Source organism: Acidovorax sp. LjRoot118 (assembly GCF_964253575.1).
In the GTDB taxonomy this organism is placed as follows: Bacteria; Pseudomonadota; Gammaproteobacteria; order Burkholderiales; family Burkholderiaceae_C; genus Acidovorax.
This window is the reverse complement of record NZ_CAXURB020000001.1, coordinates 2,319,555-2,337,940: the sequence shown is the minus strand read 5'-3', so window position 1 is coordinate 2,337,940 and position 18,386 is coordinate 2,319,555. Positions and strand designations below refer to the sequence as shown.

The following is an 18,386-nucleotide window of genomic DNA, read 5'->3' as shown; positions in this document are numbered from 1 at the left end:
AGTTGGCGGGAGGTGCCGCACTGGCCACCAACGGCTGTGCGCGATGCAGTGCATTCCATATCCACTTGAAAGGCGAAAAATGGCTGAGGCAGTCAAGATGATCAACAACTCCACCGGAATCACCAAGACGGGATTCCATGGGTTTTCATGGACCACTTTTTTCTTCGGTCCGTTCCCCGCCTTGTTTCGAGCGGACTACCTCACGTTCATCGGATATTTCGCCGTTGCCGTCATCTTCGCCGCCATGACGGCAGGCTTGAGCTGGCTCCCGATGTGCATCATCTGGGCCTTCATCTACAACGGCTTCTACACCAAGAAGCTGCTGGAAAAAGGCTACACCTTCAATGACATGCCAGAACGCGTGAACGCAGCCATTGCAGAGCTAAAGCTGGATTCGTCCAGGTACCAGCCTGATGTGCCCGCAGCGTCCCCCAGCCAGGCAACCAATCGATTCATGGGCGAGATGTCCGTGGACAACGACGCCTACAAGCTGTTCCTGGTCAAGAAATACAACATCGAGAAGAACACCACGCTCGATAAATTCGTCGCCAACGAAAAGCTCTTTGGCACCGTGGAGGATGCCATTGCCTACGTCGATGGCATCGAAAAAGGAATCGCGGCCGAACACAGCCAGCGCGCGGCACAACAACAGAATGAAGCCCGGCAGCAGGAGGAAGCTGCCCGCCAGTCCGCCCTGCTGAGCGAGACGGTCGTCGAAGAGGGCAAACTCGCAGGCACACAGTGGACGTACCGCCTGCACCAGGACGGCTCCGTCGTGGTCAAGGATGAGCACGGTGCTGAAACCCGCTACAAGTCCATGGCAGCCGCCAAGGCGGTCATCACCTGGTGGGAGTGACACCCGGCAGCGGCCCGGGTTGCGCCCGTCAGGCGCCAGCCGCCGCAAACCGCTCGCGGTAGCCCTTGGGTGACACGTTCAGGTGGCGCATGAATGCGCGCCGCATCACCTCTTCCGAATTGAAGCCGCACTGCACCGCAACCGCCTTGTTGCTGTGCCGGTGCGCCTCGATCAGGCGGCAGGCCTTCTCCAGGCGGATGCGCTCGACCGCATGGGCGGGCGTGGTGCCGGTGTGGGTCGTATAGAAGCGCGCAAAGGTGCGCAGGGTCATGCCCATCTGGTCGGCCATGCGCGCCACATTGATGTCAGAGCGCAGGTGCTCGGCAATCCAGGCGTGCAGCCGGGTGATGCGCTGGTCGCCGGCCGTCTGCTCCAGCAGTGCACTGCTGAACTGCGACTGCCCGCCGGGCCGCTTGTAGAACACCACCAGCTTCTTGGCAACGGCCATCACGATGTCGCGGCCCAGGTCGGCCTCGACCATGCCCAGCGCCATGTCGATGCCGGCCGTGACCCCGGCCGAAGTCCACACCCGCCCCTGGCGGAAGTAGATCGCATCGGGCTGCACCGCAATTGCCGGAAAGCGGGACGACAGCTGCTCGCAGGCGGCCCAGTGGGTCACCGCCCCCGCCCCATCGAGCACGCCGGCGTGCGCCAGCACGAAAGCGCCGGTGCACACCGATGCCAGCCGCTCGATGCGCGGTGACGCCTGCTGGATCCACCGCGCCAGGGCTGCCGCCGCAGGCGTGTCTGCCGCTTTGCATGATGGGGTCGCCGGCAGGAACACCCCGGGCCCTCCAGGCACCACCAGGGTCTGCACGGTTCTGGCCAGCCGCTCGGGCAAGGGCCGCGCGAGCACTTCGACCCCGCTGGAGCTGCAGGTCGCGCCACCTTCGAGGCCATAGACAGCGGTCTCGTAGACCGCAGGCCGCCCCGCCAGCCGAAGCTCGTCGTTGGCCGTGGCAAACACCTGCAGCGGCCCGCTCACGTCGAGCAGCTGGAACTGATCGAACACAAGAAACCAGACCTGGTGCGCGGGGTGGGCCATTGGGGGCAAAGCGAGTTGGCAGAAATCGTGGTTGTTGTGTCCTGACGGACAAACAGCCCGATCCTACAGTGGAGCCATCCCTCCCACCCACGAAAGCCAACCCCCATGAACATCGGCATGCTTGTATTTCCGGAAATCACGGCCATCGACTACGTCGCACCCGCCGACCTTCTGGTGCGCATACCCGCCGCACAATTGCACCTGGTGTGGAAGCACACCGACCCGGTCCGCACGGAACTGGGCTGGGAATTCCGCCCCACGGCGTCCTTCGATACCTGTGGCCAGTTGGACATGCTGGTCGTCCCCGGCGGGCCGGGCATCGAGGCGCTGCTGAGCGATGGGGAGACCCTGGCATTCCTCGCACGCCAGGCCCAGGGAGCGCAATGGATCGTGGGCATCTGCACCGGCCCGCTGGTGCTGGGCGCGGCCGGCCTGCTGCAAGGCTACCGGGCCACCTGCCACTGGGGATCGCACGAACTGCTCTCGCTGGTGGGCGCCACGCCGGTCGACAAACGGGTGGTGGTGGACCGCAACCGCATCACCGGTGCCGGCATGACCTCGGGCATCGACTGCGCGCTGCAGGCGATTGCGCTGGCCAGCAGCACCGAAGTGGCCCAGGGCATCCAGCTGTTTGCCGAGTACGACCCAGAGCCGCCCTTTGACACCGGCTCGCCGCACAAGGCGCCGGCCTCCCTGGTGCAGGCCGCGCGGGCCCGGCTGCATCCCATCGTCGAGCGGCGCCGTGCGCTGCTCACGGCCCGACACGCAGCGACCACTGCGGCCTGAATCCCCACCCCGAACGGAGGACACCATGAACCACCCACGCCCCTTCTCCGCCACCCGTCGCTGCCTGCAAGCCGCACTGCTGGCGCTCCCACTGCTGGCCGTCACCACCGGCGCCTCTGCGCAAACCTACAGCGGCCCCATCCGCATGCTCGTCGGCTACCCGCCGGGCGGCCCGGCGGATACCACGGCACGCATCGTGGCCGAAAAGCTCGCCGTGCAACTGGGCCAGCCCGTGCTGGTGGACAACAAGCCCGGCGCGGGCGGGCAGATTGCCGCCCAGGCCCTGAAGGCCGCGCCCGCAGACGGCTCCGTCATCTTCATGAGCAACACCCACACCGTGGCCATGGTGCCGCTGACCATGAAGGCACCGGGCTTTGCGCCCGCCACCGACTTCCGGCCCCTGGGCGCCGTGGCCAACTTCGAGCTGGCGCTGGCCATGCACCCCAAGACAGGGGCTGCGAACCTGGCGGAACTGGGTACCTGGTTCGCCGCCCACCGCAACGAGGCCAGCATCGGCGTGCCCGCCCCGGCCAGCGCACCGGAGTTCATTGCCGGCGAAGTGGCGCGCCAGCTCAAGGCCGACATCGTGCCCGTGGCCTACCGGGGCGCCACCCCCATGGTGACGGACCTGCTGGCCGGGCAGATCGCGGCCGGCGTGTCGGGCATCTCGGATTTTCTGCAGTACCAGAAGGCGAGTCGGCTGCGCATCGTGGCGGTCAGCCGCACAACGCCCTTGCTGCCGGGTGTACCCTCGTTCGCGCAGGCGGGCCTGCCCAGCCTGGACGCAACCAGCGACTTCCTGGGCCTGTACGCCCCTGCCGGGCTGAACGAAGCGACCGTGGCCCGCTACAACACAGCGCTGAACCAGGTGGTGGCCCTGCCCGAGGTAGTGGCCAAGCTGCAGGCCAACGCCATGGCGCCGGCGGCAGGCACGCCCGGCGAGCAAGCACTGCGGCTGGCACAGGTATCCAGGGCGCTGGCAGCGCTGGTCGCGCAAAGCGGGTTCGTACCCCAGTAAGCGGGTCCGGATTCATTGCTTGGCCGGACATGCCCAGGCTGTTACAAAGGAGTGCCCGCACAACCCCAGCACCCACAGCTATTTGCCTCCTGCATGTCCTCCGCACCGCACTCCGCCGACACCCTCTGCTCTCCCCATGACCGCGGCGCGCTGCAGGTGCCCTACCTCAAGCGCTGCTGGTCCAGCTGGATGGCCGCGCGCCAGGGCCAGGCGGGCTCGGGCATGCAGGAAGCACATCGCACCCAGATCGTGCTGGCCGCACTGGGTGTGGGGCTGGAGCAGACCATGCAACACGTGCTGCGCGAAGCACCGGACTTCGCCGACTTCGAAGACTGGATCGTGCGCACTGCGGGTGCACCCGACGCCGCCACCGTGGCACGCATCCAGGCCCTGGTCGACGGTGGCCCGCCGCCCGATGCGCTGCGGGAACTGCACGCCCGGATAGAGGCCATGCCGCCCGTGCTCGACGCGGCCGATCTGGCGCACTGGGACACCCATGGCTACGTGGTCGTGCGGCAGGCCGTGCCCGCAGCCGACAGCGCCGCCGCCGCGCAGGTGGTGTGGGACGCGGTGAACGCCACGCCGGACGACCCGGAGTCCTGGTACCCCCATGCACCGCGCAACATCATGCTGCAGTTGTTCCAGCACCCGGCCTTCGAGAAGAACCGCCGCTCCCTGCGCATCCACAAGGCCTTTGCCCAGCTGTGGGGCACGGCCGACCTGTGGCGCAGCACCGACCGCTGCGGCTTCAACGTGCCCGAGCGCCCGGGCCATGCCTACGGTGCACAAGGGCTGCACTGGGACGTGAGCCTGGCCCAGCCCATCCCGTTCTGCACCCAGGGCATCCTGTACCTCACCGACACACCGCCCGAGCAGGGGGCACTCACCGTGGTGCCCGGCTTTCACCGCACGGTGGGCGACTGGCTGGCCCGCCTGCCACCCGGCGCCGATCCGCGCCGCCAGGACTTCCAGGCCCTGGGTGCCACGCCCGTCGGCGCAGGCGCAGGCGATCTCGTGATCTGGCACCAGGCCCTGCCCCACGGTGCCAGCCCCAACCGGGGAACCCGGCCGCGCCTGGTGCAGTACATCAACATGTTCCCCGCCGAGGTGGCGACCCACGACACCTGGCTTTGACAAGGAGACACCCCGCCATGGACACCACCCCAGCCAATCCAGCCTCCACCTTCGTGGCCACGCACGCCACCAACGCCACCTTCACGCGCGGCCTGCGCTCGTTCTTCGAGTACCGCGACCTGGGCATCAAGGACGCCACCGACGGCCGCGTGGTGGCCCACGTGATCCGCGCTGCGGGCGGTGCCGAATTTTCGAGCCAGCCGCACCTGCACCGCACCACTTTCCAGCTCGTCTACATCCTCAAGGGCTGGATCGAGTTCGAATACGAGGGCCAGGGCGTGGTGCGGCTCGAGGCCGGCTCCTGCGTGTACCAGCCGCCCGGCATACGGCACCGAGAGCTGGGGCACAGCGAGGACGTGGAGATGCTGGAGGTGGTGATGCCGGGCGAGTTCCCCACCGAGCTGGTCGATTCGGTGGGCGCCTGACAACGCCAGGGCGCCAGCGCGCGCCGGTAGACTTCATGCACCAGGAACAAAGCGAGGGAGTGCAATGGGCGTCGGCAGATTTTTTTCGTGGGTCATCGTGGTGATCCTTGCGCTGGTGCCGGTCAACTGGCTCCGGCTGTGGCTGCAGGGGGAGATTCCCCCCAGTGCCACGCTTTTGCAGGCCGTGATCGGCGTGGCCCTTTGCTGGGGTATCGCGGGCGCCCTGGGTTTCTTTCTGGTGGTGAGTGCGCGCGGCATCAGAATCCGCAAAGCCCGCGAACAGCAAGCCCTCGTGCGCTTGCAGGAGCAGCCCCTGACCCCGATGGTTCCGCGCCAGGCCTTGGTGCGGCCCGGAGAAGTCGCCTATGCAGCGGTCGAGGCGGGCCTGCGAGAGGTCCACACCGTGGGCTACGAGACCGAGACAGCGGGAACCAGCCACCCGCAACTGTTTGGCGTGGGCACCAACCACCACAGCAATGCCACCAGCATGGCGGTGAATGAGGCCCTCATCGTCGCTACCGGGGAGCTGGTAGTGACCGACGAGCGCGTCATCTTCGCGGGCGACCACAAGTCCTTTGCCCTGCCGCTCGACGCTCTCGTGAATATCAGCGCGTACACCAACGGCTTCACGCTGAGCGACGGCCGGGCCACCCACACGGTGGTCATTGCAGACCCCTACCAGCACACGGTCTTCCGGATCACGCTCCAGAAGGCACTGCAAGCGGTCGGAATGCGCTGAATTCCGGGCTACCTGGGTACTGCTGCACCCACGCGCCAGACGGCGTTGCCCACGTCATCGGCCACCAGCAAGCCACCGCGCGCATCCACGGCCACCCCCACCGGGCGGCCATAGGCATCGCCATCCGGGCTCACGAAGCCTGCCAGTACGTCGATGGGCAGGCCCGAAGGCTGTCCATCGACAAACGGCACGAACACCACCTTGTAGCCGCTGCGCGGCTTGCGGTTCCACGAGCCATGCTCGCCCACGAAGGCACCGCTGGCCAGCTGTGGCGCCAGGGCCGGCCCTTGCGAAAACGCCATGCCCAGCGGCGCCACATGCGAGCCCAGGGCATAGTCAGGCGACACGGCCTTGGCCACCAGGTCGGGCCGGGGCGGCTGCACGCGCTCATCCACATGCTGGCCGTAGTAGCTGTAGGGCCAACCGTAGAAGGTGCCATCCTTGACCGAGGTGAGGTAGTCGGGCACCAGGTCGCTGCCGATCTCGTCGCGCTCGTTGACCACCGTCCACAGCGCGCCCGTACCGGGCGCCCAGCCCAGGCCGTTGGGGTTGCGCAGGCCGCTGGCGAAGATGCGGTGGGAGCCGCTGGCGCGGTCCACCTCCCAGATGGCGGCACGGCCCTCTTCGGCCTGCATGCCGTTCTCACCCACGTTGCTGTTGGAGCCCACGGTCACGTAGAGCTTGCTGCCGTCGGCGCTGGCGATCAGGTTCTTGGTCCAGTGGTGGTTGATGGGGCCGCCGGGCAGGTCCACCAGCTTGGTGCCCGGGGCGGTGATGCTCGTTTGCCCCGCCTCATAGGGAAAGCGCACAACCGCATCGGCATTGGCCACGTAGAGTTCGTTGCCCACCAGGGCCATGCCGAACGGCGAGTTCAGGTTCTGCAGAAAAACGCTCTGTGTTTCGGCCCTGCCATCGCCATCGGCGTCGCGCAGCAGCGTGATGCGGTTGGCCGAGGGGCGTTTGCCCGAGCCGGCCTTGCCCATCACCGTTTTCATGACCCAGCCCTTGATGGCGCCGAGCACACCACCCGATGGCGCGCCCTCGCCCTTGGGCGGGGCCTGGCTTTCGGCCACCAGCACGTCGCCATTGGGCAGCACCAGCACCCAGCGCGGGTGGTCTAGCCCGGTGGCCAGCGGCGTGACCGACAGGCCCGGCAGGCTGGTGGTGGGCATGGCTCCCTCGGGCCAGCCTGTGGCAGGGGCGATGTGCAGTGTGGGTATCAGCGATTGGTTCGGCGTCGGCAAGGTGGGCGACTTGCCCATGCCCTGCTCGGGCGAGAGGATGGCAGTGTCGCCGCATGCGGCAAGGCTGGCGGCCAGCACCGTGCCTGTGAGCAGCGGCCAGAGGCGCGATGTCAGCGAAAAGGAAAATAGCATGGCGAGGGACCTTTGAGGCGGCCTTTGTGGCTGGAGGTGGGTGCAGTGTGGATGGCCAGGCACGCGCGCCCTGTCAGCCGACTGCGCAAAATGCGCAGCCCCGAGTTACATTTATTTCCACAACCCTACCGCATTGGCCGCCGCAAGAACTTCCATGAGATTCAAGACCGTTGTCCTGCTGGCGATCATTTTGCTCATCGGCTTTTTCGCCGTCGAGAAGCTGCGCGTAGGCCGGGTGGACAAGCGGCTGCAGGGCCAGTCGACCACGCAGCAGGTGTTTGCCGAGGTACCGCAGCAGACCTCCACCAGCGCTGCCCCCTTTGCGCTGAAGGAGTACCAGGTCAAACCACTGGCCCAGTTCGCCATACGCGCCAGGGTGCTGGGGCGCGAGGAATACTCCTTTGGCCGCGAAGCCGATCTGTCCCCCGTGGACCTTGCCTTGGGCTGGCGGCGCATGGCCGAGCCGGCGGTGTACGAGCCCTTGAACATCACCCAGGGCGGGCGCTGGTACCGCTATTCGTGGTCGAGCCAGCCACCGATCCCCCTGCAGGAGATCATCGAGTCATCGGCCAACATGCACATGATCCCGGCCAACGCGGCCGTGGAGCGGGTGCTCAAAAAGGCGCGCACGGGGCAATTCATCCGCATCACCGGCCAGTTGGTGGAGGTAACGCACCCCGGCGGCTGGCGCTGGACCAGCTCACTCACCCGCTCGGATTCGGGCGCCAACTCCTGCGAGCTGATCTTCGTGGAGACGGCGCAAGTGGAGTAGCCACTTCGGTGCGCTGAAAAAGACAAAATTTCACCGACAAGGTGTCCAGATGTGACGCCTGTCGGTTCCGTGGAATTTTTCACGGTTTTTTGGATAACCTTGCACTGGCGACACAAGGCAATGCCGCCGGCGCGACTTTTGGCCCCGTCTCCAGTGCACGAAGAGGAACTCCCCATGGCGAAGATTCTGGTCACCAAGTACGAACACCAGGCCGATGCAACCGTCTGCGAAGTGGCCCATGAAAGCCAGGCCGACCTGTGCTGGTACGAGGCCGCCTACGAGCCCCAGGCGCGCGGGGACACCACCTGGTACTTTGTTGACTACGCAACCCAGGCCAGCTTCAAGATCTTCAAGGTGAAGTTCGAGAGCCAGGCCGACATCAAGGCCTTCCAGGTCAAGACGCCCGAGCAGGCGGGCTGGCGCGATGCGGGTAACAGGTTCAAGGGCAAGATGGGCTGAGCCGCTGCCCGCCAGAAATGAAAAACCCCTGCCTTGCAATGCACGGCAGGGGTTTTTGCCATGGGCGGCATCGCCGCCGCCCTGCAGGCATCAACGCAGCTGGCGCTTGATGGCGTCGTAGCGGGCTTCGTTGCTCACGTTCGCGGCCGAGCCAAACTTGCTGGACATGAACGGCTGTAGTTTCTCCAGGCGGTCCTTGGGGGCCGGATGGGTCGAGAACAGCACTTCATACGCCTGATTGGAGCCTGAACCGGTGGCTGCATACATGTTCAGCACCGTGGGCAGACCAATGGGTGCGTAGCCGGCCCGGGCGGCGTAGAGCACGCCCTGGCGGTCGGCATCGAACTCGTCCGACTGGTCCAGACCCTTGGTGTACAGATTGCGCACCAGGCCCACCATGGCAGAGCTCACCATGGCATTGCCCGAGCGTGCCTGCACCACGCCGCCGGCAGCCTGGGCAAAGCCACCCTTCTTGATGGCGGCCAGGTAGTGGCCGCGCGTCACGTGGGCGATTTCGTGGCCCAGCACGCCGGCCAGTTCCGATTCGGACTTGAGCTGGCGCAACAGGCCGACGGTGACGAACACGAAGCCGCCGGGTGTGGCGTAGGCGTTCACGGCGTCGGAGTCGATCACGCCAAAGCGCCAGGCAAACTGGATGTCCTTGCCGTCCTTGTCCTTGGGCTTTTCAGCCTGCGCGGCCACCCACCAGCCGACCTGGCTCACATAGCGCTGCACAGCTTCGTTGCGCAGCAGCGGGCGGGCACCCAGCAGCACGGACGCGAAGTCATTGCCCATGGCGCGCTGCTCTTCGGCCGAATAGTCCTTGAATGCAGCGGATGCACCCTGGATCACGTCCATGACGCCGCCAGCACGCGAGCCGCCGCCGGAACCGCCACCCAATACGGAGGAGATGGCCCCCAGCCCGCCGGGTGCGCCGCCAGCAGCAGGCATGGTTTCACAACCGGTCAGCAATACGACGGCAGCCAGCACCAGCGCGGCGACCTTCAAGCGTTGGAGTTTCATTTTTCTGCTCCGGTGTAAGCGTCAATCTTCTGCGCCACGACCTTGCCGCTGCGCGCAAACTGCTCGGCCTGGCCCATGTTGATGGCGTACTTCTCAAGCTGTGCCATTTCAGCCGGATTCGGCTGGGCGTTGGCGATCTGTTCCTTGGTGAGTCCCTTGGTGCCGGTGGACGCAGTAGGCGCATTGCTGCGTGGGGAGAACAAGCCTGCCAGGTTGGTACCAGAATTGGACGGAGCAGCGGCTGGCGCGGCAGCTTGCATGGTTTTCACGAAGTTCAAGCGTACCCAGCCTTCCAGTTCACCGAACTTCACCTTGATCCAGCCGACCTGCGCTTCGATCTGTTCGAGCTTGCTGCCCTTGACCAGCCTCGTTACCACCTTGCCATTTGTGGCCGGCATGGCGCGCAGCTCGGTGGGGGTGGTGACTTCCAGCTGTTGGGCGTGCGCACCGAGGCCCAGCCCCAGCAGCAGCGCAATCAGCAGGCCCTTCAAAAAGCCTACGAATGATGTGTTCACTTTCCTTCTCCTCTCTCTATGTCAAAACCGGGGTTGCGGCGGGTGCCGATTCCCCCATTGGCGAGCGGCGCTGCGGCTCAAAAAGCCGCACCGCCTGGTCACGGCCCTTTACTTCGAAATCGCCGCGGTCAATGAAAACAAATGTTTCCCCACATTGTGCCCTTGTCGACTCGGAAACCAAAACCCGGGCTATGCCTTTTGTGCAACCTTCGATGCGGCTGCACAGGTTGACGGCATCGCCGATTGCGGTGTAATCCAGCCGGCGCGATGTGCCCAGAAATCCGACGACGGCCGACCCCGTGTGCACGCCGATACCGATGTCGAATTTGGCGGTGGGGTCTTCGCGTGCCATGTCGTCGGCAAAGCGCTGCAGTGCATCGGCCATGCCCAGTGCCGCCTCCACCGCCAGCACGGCGTGGTTGGGCTGGGCGATGGGCGCCCCCCAGAAGGCCATGATGGCGTCGCCGATGAATTTGTCCAGCGTGCCCTGGTAGCGGAAGATCACCTCCACCTGCATTTCGAAATAACGGTTGAGGATGTTCACGATCTCCTCGGGCTTGCGGTGCTCCGACAGGCTGGTGAAGCCCCGGATGTCCGAGAACAATAGCGTGATCTCGCGGCTGGCGGAAACCTCGGCCTGGGCAACCGTTTCAGACAAATCCTGCACGATGCGTGGATCCACGAAGCGCGAGAACATGGCCTGCACATGGCGCCGTTGCCCCATCTCCAGCCGCGAAGACAGCAGCCCAAAGGCCAGCAACGCCACCGCCCCCAGCACCAGCGTGGACACCGGCATCCAGTACACATGGCTCTGCTGCAACACCAGCAGACTGACCCCAATGGCCGCAGCCACCAGCGCGGCATAGCCCGTGATCACCCAGATGGGTGACATGCGAACAACGAAGGCCACCGCAAGAGTGCAGATCAATACCAGCACCAGGGCCGGATTTGCCCAAACCGGGGCCTCACGCAACCAGTCATTGTTCTGCAGGTTGGCTATTCCAGTTGCCAAAACAAAGGGGCCGGGGGTCGTGGCATCGAACGGCGTGGGAACGAAGTCGAAAATTCCGCTGGCCGTGGCACCGATCACGATGATCTTGCCATGGGCGTCGAAAGGCAGTTTGCCGCCCTCCATCTGGGTCGCCAGATAGGCCTTCGCGTAGGGAATGCGTGTGAACTCCGTGCCGTACCAGTTCAACCGGAAACCCGGCTGCTTGGGTTTGGGCAGTTGCAGTGCATCGGCCACCCGCCCGATCATGTGCGGTATCCACCAACCATCGACCTCGCGGCCCAATTCGGTATGGCGGCCCATGCCATCGCGGTCCTTGATGAAGTTGATGTACCCCGTGCGCCAGGCGTCGGGGGGCAGGGCCAACGGCGCCTCGATGCCGTAGCTGGCCTTCGGGTCGGCATGCTCCAGCGCCCGTATGCCCATCACCGGCGGCGCCATGGACAGTGGCGCCTTCTGCTCCGCCCCATCCATGAGGAGCATGGGAACAAAGGCGCGCTCGAAAGCCAGCGCCTTCGCCAGTTCTGCGTCGTTTTCGGGGCGAAAGCGGTCGGGTTGCGAAAGGAACAGATCAAGCACGATGGCGCGCGGCTGCTGTGCCACCAGCGCATTGATCAGCTCGGCGTGGATCACGCGCGGCCAGACCCACTTGCCCGCGATGTCGAACATCTGCGGGTCCATCAGCGATGGCTGGTCAATGTCGATCAGCACCACGTCGTCCGGCGGCTTGCGGCTGTCCGCATGCCAGCGCAGGAGCGCATCCCCGACACGGTTGTCGAGGGCATCGAGCTTGTGCCACGTGGTCACCTCGAACAGCGCCAGCGCGCAGAGCATGAGGCACAGCACGGCATACAGCGCACGACGGCCAAAGCGCTGGCGCAGCCGGGTGAGCACGGTCGATGAATGGTGGGAAGGGGCAGACGACACAGGCCAGAGTATCCACGCCCGGCTTTGCCTGCGGCAAGCGCATCTACCCTGCGCGTTGTGCGCCCCCTACTCCCCCAAGCCCATCAGCCGCCCGCGCAGACCTGCCGCTGCTCGCCCAGCCCCGTCGCGCCCAGGCGAACCACGTCGCCCGGCTTGAGGAACCAGGGCGCGGGCTTCTGGCCCAGGCCCACGCCGGCGGGCGTGCCGGTGAGCACGATGTCGCCGGGCTCCAGCGTCATGAACTGGCTGATGTACGCAATCACCTGGGGCAGGCCGAAGATGAAGTTGCGCGTGTTGCCGTTCTGCACGCGCTGGCCATTGACTTCGAGCCACAGGTCCAGTGCATGCGGGTCGGCCACCTCGTCGGCGGTCACCAGCCAGGGGCCGATGGGGGCAAAGGTGTCATAGCTTTTGCCCTTGACCCACTGGCCGCCGCGCTCGATCTGGTACGAGCGCTCGGACACATCGTTGGCCAGCACATAGCCCGCCACGTGCTGCAGCGCGGCTGCCTCGTTCACATGGCTGGCGCGGGTGCCGATGACCATGCCCAGCTCCACCTCCCAGTCGGTCTTGAGCGAGCCGGGCGGAATGCGCACCTCGTCGTTCGGCCCGCTCAGCGAGGTGATCGCCTTCATGAACAGCACGGGCTCGGCCGGCGCCTGCATGCCGGCCTCGGCCGCATGGTCGGCGTAGTTCAGGCCCACGCAGACGATCTTGCCCACGCCACCCACGGGGCAGCCCAGGCGGGGCGTGCCCTCCACGGCCGGCAGGCGCGTGGCGTCGATGGCGGCCAGGGCGGCCAGCGTGCGCGGGTTGAGCTGGGCCGGGCCCAGCTCGGGCAGCAGCATGGAGAGGTCGCGCAGCACGCCCTCGCTGTCGAGCAGGCCGGGGCGCTCGGCGCCAGGTTGTCCGTAACGGATGAGTTTCATGTCGGGATTGGTTCAGGATGCGGGAAGGCGCCAGCATACCCATCTGTGGCCGCCAGCAGGTACCGAGCCGTTTAACATCGCAGGGTTGCGCCGCAACGGTGCCCAGAACCTGATCCCGCTCTGCTCCCCATGGCCCCTGCCGTCCCGCCCTCTCCCATCCAGCCCGTACCGGCAGAGCCGCGCCCCGCCCCGCGCAACTGCACCGACCTGTTCTGGTCCTTCACCTGGCTGGCGCTGCAGGGTTTTGGCGGCGTGCTGGCCGTGGTGCAGCGCGAACTGGTGGAACGCAAGCGCTGGATGACGAACGAGGAATTCGTCGAGGAATGGGCCGTGGCGCAGATCATGCCGGGCCCCAATGTGGTCAACCTGTCCATCACCATCGGCGACCGCTACTTCGGCTGGCGCGGCGCGCTGGCCGCGCTGGCCGGCATGCTGCTGTTTCCACTCATGCTGGTGCTGTCGCTGGCCGTGGTGTATGCCCAGTTTGCCAGCCACCCGGCCGTGGCCGGCGCCCTGCGTGGCATGGGCGCGGTGGCGGCCGGGCTGATCGCGGGCACGGGCCTCAAGCTCTCGGCCACACTGCGCACCCACCCGCTTGGGCCGGCGGTGTGCTCCGTGCTCACGGTGCTGACCGTGGTGGCCATGGCCGTGCTGCGCTGGCCGCTGATGTGGACGCTGCCGATCCTGGGCGGCGCGGCCTGCCTGCTCACCTGGCGAAAGCTCGCACCATGACCGGCGCCACCATCAGCCTGGGCTGGGCCGACTGGCTGCAGCTGTTCCTGTACTACATGTCGCTGTCGCTGCTGGCCGTGGGCGGCGCCATCGCCACCGCGCCCGACATGCACCGCTTTCTCGTGGAAAAGCAGACTTGGCTGACCGACCCGCAGTTCAACGCCTCCATCGCCATCGCCCAGGCCGCCCCCGGGCCGAACGTGCTCTTCATCGCCCTGCTGGGCTGGAACGTGGGCCTGAACGCTGGCGGCGCCGGCCCGCTGGGCTGGGCGCTGGGCGCCCTGGGCATGGCCGTGTGCATGGTGGGCGTGATGCTGCCCAGCAGCCTCTTGACCTGGCTGGCCACGCGCTGGGGCCACCGCAACCGCGAGCGGCGCGGGGTGCGCGCCTTCAAGCAGGGCATGGTGCCGGTGGTCATCGGCCTGCTGCTGGCCACCACCTGGGTGCTGGCCCAGGCGCACGGCGGTCTGGCCACCGCCTGGCCGCTGTGGCTGGCCACCGTGGTGACCATGCTGCTGGTGTGGAAGACGCGCCTGCACCTGCTGTGGATGCTGGGTGCCGGCGCGCTGCTCGGTGCCCTGGGTTATATGGGCTGACCGTTGATGTGCGAGCTGGACTTGATGTACAGCGTGATCGGGTTGCCTGCACCATCGTCGCCGGTGATCACCAGGGGCAGGCCGGTGCCCTTGGCCGTCCACCCTGCCGACACGCGCGCGCCATTGGTCCATTCGAACTTGCAGGCCGTATAGGTGCCGGCCGGCACGGTGATGCTTTCCTGGCCTCGGTAGGTAAAGGTCTGCGCTTCGCGGACGGTGCTTGTCTGGGTTGGCAATCCCGGTATTTCCATGGTGGTCTGCCGCACCTCGTTCAAGGTGTAGCTCTCGTTCACGGCCAGCGAAAAATCGCGGATCCGGTTCACCGGGGTGTTCACGATCGTGGTTCGGGTACCTGCCAAGGGCACGTCCATGAGCACGATGCTTCCGTAGCGCAGCAGTACGGGCCCCTGCGGCGTGTTCTCCACGCTTTCGTACTCCCGCACGCGGGATGTGAATGGGGGCGCCCCGGCCCGGCCCACCGACACGGTGCGCTCGGTTTCGATCACGCCCGTCTGCCCCGCAAAACTGGCCGGGCCATTGATGCGCCCCTCGGTGCTGAACTGCACGGCGCCGTCACTGGACTGCCAATCCCAACGGTAGGTCGTTCCCTGCTGCAACAGCACCGGGTTGAAGCAATCCGACGCGGCGCCGGTGCCCGTGCCGGGGGGAGGCACGGACGTGGTCTCGCACAGCGCAGCATTGAGCTGGCACAGGGCCGCCGTCAGGTCCACGATCTGCCCCGCGGTCTGGGTCTGGCTGGCCACGAGAAACTTGCCATCGCTGAAGGCAAAGGCATTGCCCACCGAAGGGTAGAACCGGTAGGCATAGGGCCCGGCCATTCCGTCCTGCCCGGCACCGGGCGGAAAAAGGGCGGGGAACGAGCTTTCAAGCCATTGCCGCGCCGCGTCGCGGCTGGAGGGGCGTACCGACAGCTGCGCCTGGGCGGTGGCGACAACCGATACGCCGAGTGCCAGCGCTGCAAAGCGCCTGATTGATGATCGCATCATGGTTTCTCCGGTGAAGGCGTAGACCAGGAGCTCTGCATACCCCGGCTTGCCAGATATCCCCGCGTGAACAGACCCTGTCACCTGCAAGGCACGGGTTCCCTGCAGGCTGGGCGAAGTGTCCTCTTTGCAGGGCACTGAAGTCCATAGGCCCACTGGCTGGCAGGCGCCCCCGCCGTGAACAACATCACGCACAGGCCTGCCCCTATCGCACGCACGAAGGGCGCTGTCCTCAGCAGGACTCAAAAAAAGCAGCAACAATGCTTCCGAACAGTCCCCCGCATCCCCATCCAAGGAACCCCACTCCATGAACCTCCGTCCCCTGGGCCGCTCGGGCCTGCAAGTTTCCCCTCTGTGCTTTGGCGGCAACGTCTTCGGCTGGACGGCCGATGAGGCCACCTCGTTCCGGCTGCTCGACGCCTGGGTGGACGCCGGCTTCAACTTCGTCGACACGGCCGACGTGTACTCGCGCTGGGCGCCGGGCCACACGGGCGGCGAGTCAGAGGCGGTGATCGGCCGCTGGCTCAAGCAGAACGGCAAACGCAACCGCATCGTGCTGGCCACCAAGGTCGGCAAGGACATGGGCGACGGCAAGGTGGGCCTGCGCCCCGAGTACATCCGCCAGGCGGTGGACGCCTCGCTCACGCGCCTGCAGACCGACCACATCGACCTCTACCAGTCGCATGACGACGATGCCGCAGTGCCGCTGGCCGACACGCTGGGCGCCTACAGCGACCTGATCAAGGCCGGCAAGGTGCGCGCCATCGGCGCCTCCAACTTCACGGCGGCACGCCTGGCAGAATCCCTGCAGACCAGCGAAAGCCTGGGGCTGGCCCGCTACGAGAGCCTGCAGCCCCTGTTCAACCTGTACGACCGCGCCGTCTTCGAAAAGGAACTGCAGCCGCTGTGCGTGGAGCAAGGCGTGGGCGTGATCAACTTCTATGCGCTGGCCGCCGGCTTTCTGACCGGCAAGTACCGCACCGAGGCCGATGCCGCCAAGAGCGCCCGCGGCAAGAACACCACGGCAAAGTACCTCAACGAGCGCGGCCTGCGCATCCTGGGCGCGCTGGATACCGTGGCGGCCCGCATTGGCGCCACCCCCGGCCAGGTGGCCGTGGCCTGGCAGATCATGCAGCCGGGCATCACCGCACCGATTGCCAGCGCCACCTCGCTGGCGCAGCTGCAGGACCTGGTGAAGGCCAGCCAGCTCACGCTGGATGCCGAGGCCTTGGCCACGCTGGGCGCCGCCAGCGCGGAGTGAAAGGGTCAAAACCCACGGAAGCATTACACACCGTGGAATCGATGCGAGCCTGGCATGCATAAAAAAGCCCGTCACCACAGTGACGGGCTGGCTTCCAGGGTCCTCAAGAACCCAGGTCAATCACGATCACATGTGGTCGATCATCACCGATAAGAAATAAGAATTTCATTTGGAAAACTTGTATTTTCCCCACCACGATAACCACCATGGAACAGTTCATGGAACACTTTCCCTTGGCAGCTTGATCGGCGTCTCGGCCTGCATCGTTCTTATCCCACTCAGGCCAGAATGGGCCCATCATTGATCAAGCCGGAGCCACAGATGCCATCTCATTGCCTACAGATCATTGCCGATCCAGATCATGAGGAGACCTATCGCTGGGTTGTTCTGGAACAAGAACCGCACGATGCCCATATCTTCAAACCGCATTCAACGTCAGAGTGCGACTTTGACAGTTGGGCGGCCGCACTCGACGCAGGCACACTGGCCCTGGCCGCGGCTGATGGCCAACCCTACGAAAACGAAGCGGCTGACCCAGTAGGTGATGCGGATTGCTCCAGCCTCGATTGAGGGCGGGGGGCCTCCTGTCATTCCGTCGTGACGGGCAGATCCACCTGCTGCGCCGGATCCTTGGCCCGGTGCTTGAACGCCTCCACGGGCGGCAGCTTGATCAGCGCCTCAGCCTCTTCGACGGTGCCGCGCAGCCAGGCGTCCCAGTCGCCGCGCTCGATGGGCACCACGGCGCGCTTGTCTTGCTTGTCCGGCGGGCGCTTGGGGTCGGGGCGGTGCATGAGGCGCATCAGGGGGTGATCGTCCGCGTTCTGGGTGATCATGGTGTAGCTGGTCCATAGCTCACCCGTGGCCGGGTCGGTCCACACGTCCCACAGGCCGGCCAGCGCCCAGGGCGTCCCGTCGGGCCGCTCGAACTGCCATGCGATGTGCTTGCCTGTGCCCCAGTAGGGTTCCACGAACAGCTGCGCGGGGATGAGGCAGCGCTGCCCCTTGCGCCAAGCGCCGCCGTAGGTCCAGGACTTGGCCATGCCCTCGCGCCGGGCGTTCACGGTGTTCAGGCGCTTGCCGTCCTTACCCTTGGGGATGTTGGTTTCGGAGCGGGGCGGGATCATGCCCCACTGGCCGGTTATCAGCTCGGTGCCGGCCGCCCGAGGGCGCAGCACAACGCCCCGGTAGAGCGGGCTAATGTGGTCGCGCCAGTTCTCATCCTGGGGCAGATCGCCGAAGTAGAGGCCGAGCTGGGCAGGGCCGCCGGTTTCGTAGTACGTGCACATGGCAGTCTCCTGACAGTTAAGAGCTACAATTACTGTATATATGCACAGTATTGATGTTTTCGACTCGCCCTGGCCCGTCCCGTATGACGTGGCCGTGAAGGCGCTGGCGCTGCCAGTGTCGCGGGTTTCTGTGCAGGCGGGGTTTCCAAGCCCGGCGGATGACTTCATGGTCGAGCGGCTGGACATCATGAAGCTGCTGGTGAAGCACCCCCAGGCCACCTACTTCTGGCGCGTACGGGGCGACTCCATGGTGGGGGCCAACATCCATGACGGCAGCATCCTGGCCATCGACAGGGCGATCAAGCCCAAGCACATGCACGTGGTGGTGGCCGTGGTGGACGGGGAATGCACCTGCAAGTACCTGCACCAGCGTGCCGGCCGGGTGAAGCTGCAGGCGGCCAACCCGACTTACCCGGACATCGTGCCCAAGGACAGCCAGACCATCGAGGTCTGGGGCGTGGCACGCGGGTGCATCACCCTCTTCCCGACCTGAG

21 protein-coding genes are annotated in these 18,386 nt (G+C 65.9%); 13 read left to right on the top strand and 8 right to left on the bottom strand.

All coding sequences use genetic code 11. The annotated features are described in order from the left end of the window. The first annotated feature begins 97 nt into the window (after positions 1 to 97). Positions 98 to 856: a DUF2628 domain-containing protein gene (locus ACSQ9E_RS11040; RefSeq protein WP_200961127.1), complete on the top strand. Its 759-nt coding sequence runs from the start codon at positions 98 to 100 to the stop codon at positions 854 to 856. Between the two features lie 28 nt (positions 857 to 884). On the opposite strand, the gene ACSQ9E_RS11035 is transcribed toward ACSQ9E_RS11040, so the two are convergent. Then, positions 885 to 1,901: a GlxA family transcriptional regulator gene (locus ACSQ9E_RS11035; RefSeq protein WP_057267718.1), complete on the bottom strand. Its 1,017-nt coding sequence runs from the start codon at positions 1,899 to 1,901 to the stop codon at positions 885 to 887. A gap of 105 nt (positions 1,902 to 2,006) precedes the next feature. On the opposite strand from ACSQ9E_RS11035, the gene ACSQ9E_RS11030 reads away from it, so the two are divergent. The 5 genes from ACSQ9E_RS11030 (at position 2,007) to ACSQ9E_RS11010 (ending at position 6,003) form a co-directional block, all read left to right on the top strand. Then, complete coding sequence (locus ACSQ9E_RS11030) at positions 2,007 to 2,687, top strand: DJ-1/PfpI family protein (protein WP_436217785.1); 681 nt, start codon at positions 2,007 to 2,009, stop codon at positions 2,685 to 2,687. Positions 2,688 to 2,712: 25 nt separating this feature from the next. Beyond that, on the top strand, positions 2,713 to 3,705 hold the full coding sequence (locus ACSQ9E_RS11025; protein WP_436217784.1) for a tripartite tricarboxylate transporter substrate-binding protein: 993 nt from the start codon (positions 2,713 to 2,715) through the stop codon (positions 3,703 to 3,705). A gap of 93 nt (positions 3,706 to 3,798) precedes the next feature. Then, complete coding sequence (locus ACSQ9E_RS11020; protein WP_082604225.1) at positions 3,799 to 4,839, top strand: phytanoyl-CoA dioxygenase family protein; 1,041 nt, start codon at positions 3,799 to 3,801, stop codon at positions 4,837 to 4,839. 17 nt (positions 4,840 to 4,856) lie between these two features. Continuing rightward, on the top strand, positions 4,857 to 5,264 hold the full coding sequence (locus ACSQ9E_RS11015) for a cupin domain-containing protein (RefSeq protein WP_436217783.1): 408 nt from the start codon (positions 4,857 to 4,859) through the stop codon (positions 5,262 to 5,264). A gap of 97 nt (positions 5,265 to 5,361) precedes the next feature. Beyond that, positions 5,362 to 6,003 carry a hypothetical protein gene (locus tag ACSQ9E_RS11010; protein WP_436217782.1) on the top strand — a complete coding sequence of 214 codons (642 nt, stop codon included), beginning with the start codon at positions 5,362 to 5,364 and terminating at the stop codon, positions 6,001 to 6,003. Between the two features lie 8 nt (positions 6,004 to 6,011). On the opposite strand, the gene ACSQ9E_RS11005 is transcribed toward ACSQ9E_RS11010, so the two are convergent. Further along, positions 6,012 to 7,379 carry a PQQ-dependent sugar dehydrogenase gene (locus tag ACSQ9E_RS11005; RefSeq protein ID WP_436217781.1) on the bottom strand — a complete coding sequence of 456 codons (1,368 nt, stop codon included), beginning with the start codon at positions 7,377 to 7,379 and terminating at the stop codon, positions 6,012 to 6,014. 154 nt (positions 7,380 to 7,533) lie between these two features. Between ACSQ9E_RS11005 and ACSQ9E_RS11000 the strand changes: the two genes are divergently transcribed. Both ACSQ9E_RS11000 and ACSQ9E_RS10995 read left to right on the top strand, forming a co-directional pair. Next, positions 7,534 to 8,151 (top strand): hypothetical protein, encoded by a 618-nt coding sequence (locus ACSQ9E_RS11000; RefSeq protein ID WP_436217780.1) that lies wholly within the window; start codon positions 7,534 to 7,536, stop codon positions 8,149 to 8,151. Positions 8,152 to 8,325: 174 nt separating this feature from the next. Next, complete coding sequence (locus ACSQ9E_RS10995; protein ID WP_057203270.1) at positions 8,326 to 8,610, top strand: DUF6150 family protein; 285 nt, start codon at positions 8,326 to 8,328, stop codon at positions 8,608 to 8,610. 90 nt (positions 8,611 to 8,700) lie between these two features. Here ACSQ9E_RS10995 and ACSQ9E_RS10990 read toward each other — a convergent pair whose 3' ends face one another. From ACSQ9E_RS10990 to ACSQ9E_RS10975, 4 genes are all read right to left on the bottom strand, one after another. Beyond that, positions 8,701 to 9,633 (bottom strand): M48 family metalloprotease, encoded by a 933-nt coding sequence (locus ACSQ9E_RS10990; protein ID WP_436217779.1) that lies wholly within the window; start codon positions 9,631 to 9,633, stop codon positions 8,701 to 8,703. Continuing rightward, complete coding sequence (locus ACSQ9E_RS10985; RefSeq protein WP_235516152.1) at positions 9,630 to 10,124, bottom strand: SH3 domain-containing protein; 495 nt, start codon at positions 10,122 to 10,124, stop codon at positions 9,630 to 9,632. Before ACSQ9E_RS10985 ends, ACSQ9E_RS10990 begins: the two co-directional genes overlap by 4 nt. A gap of 40 nt (positions 10,125 to 10,164) precedes the next feature. Then, the gene (locus ACSQ9E_RS10980) at positions 10,165 to 12,051 is read right to left on the bottom strand and encodes a CHASE2 domain-containing protein (protein WP_436217778.1); all 1,887 of its coding nucleotides are present in this window, start codon (positions 12,049 to 12,051) and stop codon (positions 10,165 to 10,167) included. Positions 12,052 to 12,167: 116 nt separating this feature from the next. Further along, positions 12,168 to 13,013 carry a fumarylacetoacetate hydrolase family protein gene (locus ACSQ9E_RS10975; protein ID WP_436217777.1) on the bottom strand — a complete coding sequence of 282 codons (846 nt, stop codon included), beginning with the start codon at positions 13,011 to 13,013 and terminating at the stop codon, positions 12,168 to 12,170. A gap of 129 nt (positions 13,014 to 13,142) precedes the next feature. On the opposite strand from ACSQ9E_RS10975, the gene ACSQ9E_RS10970 reads away from it, so the two are divergent. Then, positions 13,143 to 13,745 (top strand): chromate transporter, encoded by a 603-nt coding sequence (locus tag ACSQ9E_RS10970; protein WP_057203143.1) that lies wholly within the window; start codon positions 13,143 to 13,145, stop codon positions 13,743 to 13,745. Next, positions 13,742 to 14,341 carry a chromate transporter gene (locus ACSQ9E_RS10965; protein ID WP_057203144.1) on the top strand — a complete coding sequence of 200 codons (600 nt, stop codon included), beginning with the start codon at positions 13,742 to 13,744 and terminating at the stop codon, positions 14,339 to 14,341. The genes ACSQ9E_RS10970 and ACSQ9E_RS10965 overlap by 4 nt, the downstream gene beginning before the upstream one ends. Here the strand turns inward: ACSQ9E_RS10965 and ACSQ9E_RS10960 are convergent. Further along, complete coding sequence (locus ACSQ9E_RS10960; RefSeq protein WP_157412540.1) at positions 14,329 to 15,345, bottom strand: hypothetical protein; 1,017 nt, start codon at positions 15,343 to 15,345, stop codon at positions 14,329 to 14,331. The genes ACSQ9E_RS10965 and ACSQ9E_RS10960 overlap by 13 nt on opposite strands. A gap of 307 nt (positions 15,346 to 15,652) precedes the next feature. Here ACSQ9E_RS10960 and ACSQ9E_RS10955 point away from each other — a divergent pair, with 307 nt between their 5' ends. Both ACSQ9E_RS10955 and ACSQ9E_RS10950 read left to right on the top strand, forming a co-directional pair. After that, complete coding sequence (locus ACSQ9E_RS10955; RefSeq protein WP_436217776.1) at positions 15,653 to 16,606, top strand: aldo/keto reductase; 954 nt, start codon at positions 15,653 to 15,655, stop codon at positions 16,604 to 16,606. Positions 16,607 to 16,927: 321 nt separating this feature from the next. Further along, positions 16,928 to 17,176, top strand: coding sequence for a hypothetical protein (locus ACSQ9E_RS10950; RefSeq protein ID WP_436217775.1), 249 nt, complete (start codon positions 16,928 to 16,930; stop codon positions 17,174 to 17,176). Positions 17,177 to 17,193: 17 nt separating this feature from the next. Here ACSQ9E_RS10950 and ACSQ9E_RS10945 read toward each other — a convergent pair whose 3' ends face one another. Continuing rightward, positions 17,194 to 17,892 (bottom strand): SOS response-associated peptidase, encoded by a 699-nt coding sequence (locus tag ACSQ9E_RS10945; RefSeq protein ID WP_436217774.1) that lies wholly within the window; start codon positions 17,890 to 17,892, stop codon positions 17,194 to 17,196. Between the two features lie 40 nt (positions 17,893 to 17,932). On the opposite strand from ACSQ9E_RS10945, the gene ACSQ9E_RS10940 reads away from it, so the two are divergent. Then, on the top strand, positions 17,933 to 18,385 hold the full coding sequence (locus ACSQ9E_RS10940) for a LexA family protein (protein WP_436217773.1): 453 nt from the start codon (positions 17,933 to 17,935) through the stop codon (positions 18,383 to 18,385). Position 18,386: the final 1 nt, after the last annotated feature.